We start from the raw sequence: 4,534 nt of genomic DNA on the forward strand, positions 1-4,534 counted from the left end.
ACCCCCGCCTCCACCACCTCCTCCTCCGCCCCCGCCGCCGCCTCCACCGCCGGCAAGTAGCTTCGAGACGCCGGAATATGACAGGACGGGCGGCCTGCCCCTGATCGGCGCGTCGTCTGCCTATGCTAGCGGCGGCACGGGAGATGGCATCCTGATCGCGGTTATCGACACGACATTTGACCCCGACCATCCCGATCTGATCGGACGCATCGTCCGGCCTGTCATCGACATCAATGCGGCCACGCGCACCGCAGATGATATCGACACGGAAGGCCACGGAACGCTGGTTACGGGGGTGGTGGCTGCCAACAAGAATGACAGCTTTGGCCATGGTATCGCGTTCGAATCCGAAATCCTTGCGATCCGCGCAGATCGGCCGGGCAGCTGCCAGGAGACCGGAGATGATGGCGGCTGCAAGTTCCGCGATGCTGACACAGCTGCTGCGATCGACCGGGCAATCTCTGAGGGCGCGCGCATCATCAACCTCTCGCTGGGCGGGGTCCCGGATTCTGATCCGACGCTTGAAAATGCCATTCGCCGCGCGACGGCCGCGGGCGTTCTGGTCGTCGTCTCTGCAGGCAATGACGCCGTCCCTGCCGGCCCGAGCGAAGACGATCCGAGCACTGTGCTGCCCGCCGAAGGCACCTCGCCGAACGAGCCAGCCAATATTGCAGGAACATCAGGAACACTCGGCCGGGTTGTTGCCGTCGGCTCGATCGATCTCAACGGTGTGATCTCCGACTTTTCAAACCGGGCCGGGACGGTCAACCAGAACTATTACATCCTCGCGCCGGGCGAGAACGTACTGACCACGGGGCCGGACGATGATGTCATCTTTCCCGATGCCACGGACAATGATGCCGATGATATCGGCGATTTCTACCGCGTCAGCGGCACGAGCTTCGCCGCGCCCTATGTGTCCGGCGCGCTAGCCCTGATGCTCGATATCTTCCCCAACATGGCCCCTGAAGACGCGCTTTCGGCCCTGCTCGACAGCGCGCAGGATTATGTCGACTCCACACCCGATCCGATCCGCGATGAGCCAGCCGGTGTGGGTACGGACAGCGTCTCCGGTGTCGGCATTCTCGACCTCGAAGCGGCCTTTGCGCCGCAGGGCTCCACCAGCTTCACGATCAATGGCAAGGTCTCCCCGACCTCGACCGTCATTGCCCCTGCTTCAGGGGCATTCGGCGACTGGGCCAGCCAGCCTGGCGCGTTCGACCAGCTTGTGTTTACGGACAAGTACAACCGGGCCTACCGCTTCGATGCGGCCTCTATCCTGCCGGATGGCGAAGCGCGCATTGCGGATTTCGACCAGCGCGCCAATTCTCTCGCCGGCCAGTCACGCGCATTTCGGCAAGGCCCCGTCAGCTTTTCCTGGCACCAGCCTGCCTTCCGCGATGATCCGGGTTTGCCGTTCGATGAGGCCCCGCCGGCCCAGTTCACCGCCACCTATCTCTTCGCAGGCGGCGGGGTCGAGTTCGGGCGTGGCTATGGCGCAAAATCGCTCGCACCAGACGTCAGCCTGATCAATGAGGCCGGCGCGCGCACCGGCTTCTCCGATGGCGGATGGGCCCGCTACAGCCATGACATTGGAGACGCCCTGTCCTTTGAAGTCTTCTCATCAGACGATGAGGATCTCTCTGTCTCTGGCGTTGGCCTTTCGCGGCTTGAGGACAATTGGGGCCTTCGCGGACAGGTCAGCTCGATCCAGGACGACCGGACCGCGCTTGGCGGCGTTGTCCAAGGCCGGTTCGGCGGCGAGGACCGCTCGCAGCTATCGGCCTATGCGCTGGAAGGCGCCTGGCGGCCAACCGGAATGCTGCGCCTGTCTGCAGGCATGGAGGCGGCCTCTGTCACCCTCCCCGGCGTCGACGCAGACAATGTCTGGACCAGCAGATGGTCGCTTGGCGCTGACACGCTGACGCCGGTCGGAAAGCTTGGCCTCGTTGTTGCCCAGCCGCGCCGCGCCGAAACCGGATCGCTACAGTTCGACGGCGTGACCGGGCTGGACGAACGCTTCAATTTCGTAACCCGAACCATCGATGCGCCGCTCACGCCGAGCGGGCGAGAAGTCAATTATGAGGCAAGCTGGCAGTTCGGGCTGCCGGGAGCCGTCCGCGCTGGTGTCACCGCGGCGCTCTCGACCGAACCGAACCATGTCGCCGATGCCGATGCGGCAGGCGTTTACTGGTTCAGCCTCTCAAAAAGCTGGTAATCGAAATCATGAAATCATACCTCTCCGCTCTCGCCCTGCTTGTCGCTGCCCCGGCAGCCTGCATAATGCCGGGCATGGCCGAGCCCTCTCCCGTCTGCGATTTCGAAACGCTCGATACGAGCGCCTGGATCAACATGATGCCCGGCCCCGGCGGCCCGCCCGGCAATCTGGTCGTGATGGTCAAGGTCGAGGATGATGGCATCTCGCGCCGGTTTGACAGCCGCGGCCTCTCTGCAGATGGCACACTGATGCTCGACGTCGTCGAATGTGGGCCGAAAGAGGGCCTCGGCAAGATCGTCTACCGCGGCAAGGGGCTACGGCCTCAGCGGGTCGATATTTATTGTGGCGGCGCGCTTGTGACGCGCATAGAGGACGTCACGATCGCGCAATAGCTCGCGCGGGCGGTGGCACCTGAACTATTTCAGCTGGCTATCTTTCGACCCGCGCCGGTTGATGCCGCCACGCTGGGCGGTCGCGGCGTCGCGTTCGCGCCGGCAGTCGATGCAGAAGCGCACGCCGGGGACGAGGGCGCGCCGTTTCTCAGGAATGTCTTCTCCGCATTCCACGCAATGGGTGAGGCTCTCGCCTCTCGCCTGAGCAGCCTTGATGCGCATCAGCTCGTCCTTGATCGAATCCTCGATCTGCTCGTGAACCGCGCCATCGCGCGACCATCCGCCTGCCATACTGTCCTCCGCTGTGAATGAAGTATCCCATCAACAGGTAAGGAGGATGCGGGGTTCCGGAAGGATCGGGTTTCAGTCCGCCTGCATCTCGCCAATCCAGTCGCGCACAACGCCGAGCCCGTCCTCATCGACAAGGGCGCGGCCAAGCTCAGGCATGGCGACGCCGGCTTCGGTCGAGGCCATGCGATAGGCCAGGATGGACTGGTCCGGTGCGCCGGGCTCGATCTCAAACACACCCTCGCCCGAGCCGCGGCCGGCCGCTGTGGGATGCTTGCCGAGACCGATCTTGGTCGGGTCGCTTTCTGTATAGCTGAGCCACAGGCCTGAATTGGAGGCCGAGCCTTCGGCGCGGTGGCAATGGGCGCAATTGATATCGAGATAGGCGCGCGCCCGGCCCTCAAGACTGGCGCTCGCATCATGGAGAGGCGGCACCTCTGGCGGTGCATCCGGCAGACCCTCCAGGATGCCGCGCGCCGACCAGTCGGCCAGCTGCGCCTTTCCATACGGTCCCTCATGATTGAGGTTGCGCGCCTTCGGACCGATCGGTGCGATGTCATCGCCCAGCTGATGGCAGGTCTTGCACTGGTTCTGGTTGGGCACGCGGTATTCGATGGAGACCGGCTCGCCGCCAGGATCAACGAATTCGAGATCAAGCCATTTGCCCGCAGGCGAATAGACCGCTTCGGTCCCGTCTTCATTCCAGACGTAGGGTCTCGCGGCCCAGCCGTCGGCCTTGTGGATCAGGAGGCGGGTTTCCTTATAGGTCTCTCCCTCTTCTGGCGCGCGCATGTCGGGCGCAAAGGCGAAGGTCTTGATCAGGACACTGCCGACCGGAAAGTCGAAGACATCCGTCTCCCGATACGCCGCCGCCTTGCCGCCCGGCACATAGACCAGCCGATGCTTGCTCGCATGGTCGGAAAAGAGCGGATTGACGAGATCATAGCCGATCACGCCGGGTGCAGGCTGGCGCGCCGCGGCATCCTTGAACAGGCCGTAGTCCGACAGCTTCGCCGCAGCCTTGTCGGCCAGTATGACGTCCATGTCCGGACCGCCAGCGTGTGCTGCAGGCCGCGTGCTGCAGACCCGTAATCCGCCTGCGGCAACCAGGATGACGAAGGCTGCGAGAAGCGCGCGCCTCATTCGGTGTGAGACAGCGAGACCGGACTGAGCCCTCCAAAGCTGTCGCCGGTGGGCCGTTCGGTGCTCGGCGAGACGCGTGACAGCTCGATTGGATAAGTGCCAAGGCCGAGATTGATGAACCCGACCTCTTCGGGCTCATCGATGGCGAGACTCACATCCGCGTCATCAGCGCCGTCCCAGCGTGTCACCCCGTCCCAGACAATCGCCGGCAGCGAGCCGCCGAGCAGTGCTGCAAACTGAGCGAGATCGCCCTGCGGATTATTGCCGCCAGTGCCATAGTCATTGCCGTGAATGTACACATTGCGCGGCAACGGATTGTAGTCCTCGTCGGTGAACTCTTCAGTGTAGGCTGTCACGAGGATCTGGACGGTCTGGTTGTCGTCGAACGTGTTGCCTGTCACCTCGACCCGGTCATTCGCCATGATGATGACGCCTGTGCCGGACGGAACGCCCGCCACGATGTTTCCGGGCGGCGCGAAATTGCGCGTATTAT

The 4,534-nt window shown here is 63.6% G+C and carries 4 protein-coding genes and 1 pseudogene; 2 read left to right on the top strand and 3 right to left on the bottom strand.

Features of this window, described 5'->3' with window-relative positions; genetic code table 11:
• On the top strand, positions 1-2,218 hold a 2,218-nt coding region (locus tag WA989_RS05005; protein ID WP_424339409.1), incomplete at its 5' end, for a S8 family peptidase.
• Positions 2,219-2,226: 8 nt separating this feature from the next.
• Positions 2,227-2,610 carry a hypothetical protein gene (locus WA989_RS05010; RefSeq protein ID WP_424339410.1) on the top strand — a complete coding sequence of 128 codons (384 nt, stop codon included), beginning with the start codon at positions 2,227-2,229 and terminating at the stop codon, positions 2,608-2,610.
• Between the two features lie 24 nt (positions 2,611-2,634).
• Here WA989_RS05010 and WA989_RS05015 read toward each other — a convergent pair whose 3' ends face one another.
• From WA989_RS05015 to WA989_RS05025, 3 genes and pseudogenes are all read right to left on the bottom strand, one after another.
• Positions 2,635-2,901, bottom strand: coding sequence for a DksA/TraR family C4-type zinc finger protein (locus tag WA989_RS05015; RefSeq protein WP_424339411.1), 267 nt, complete (start codon positions 2,899-2,901; stop codon positions 2,635-2,637).
• 72 nt (positions 2,902-2,973) lie between these two features.
• Positions 2,974-3,942, bottom strand: a complete 969-nt coding sequence (locus WA989_RS05020) for an SO2930 family diheme c-type cytochrome (RefSeq protein WP_424339412.1) — start codon at positions 3,940-3,942, stop codon at positions 2,974-2,976.
• Positions 3,943-4,037: 95 nt separating this feature from the next.
• Positions 4,038-4,534, bottom strand: a pseudogene (locus WA989_RS05025) (parallel beta-helix domain-containing protein); the annotation flags it as partial.

This window comes from Henriciella sp. (assembly GCF_049649345.1).
In the GTDB taxonomy this organism is placed as follows: Bacteria; Pseudomonadota; Alphaproteobacteria; order Caulobacterales; family Hyphomonadaceae; genus Henriciella.

Coding starts and splice junctions, on each gene's coding strand:
- WA989_RS05010 (WP_424339410.1), top strand. CDS start 2,227: ATGAAATCATACCTCTCCGCTCTCGCCCTGCTTGTCGCTGCCCCGGCA.
- WA989_RS05015 (WP_424339411.1), bottom strand. CDS start 2,901: ATGGCAGGCGGATGGTCGCGCGATGGCGCGGTTCACGAGCAGATCGAG.
- WA989_RS05020 (WP_424339412.1), bottom strand. CDS start 3,942: ATGGACGTCATACTGGCCGACAAGGCTGCGGCGAAGCTGTCGGACTAC.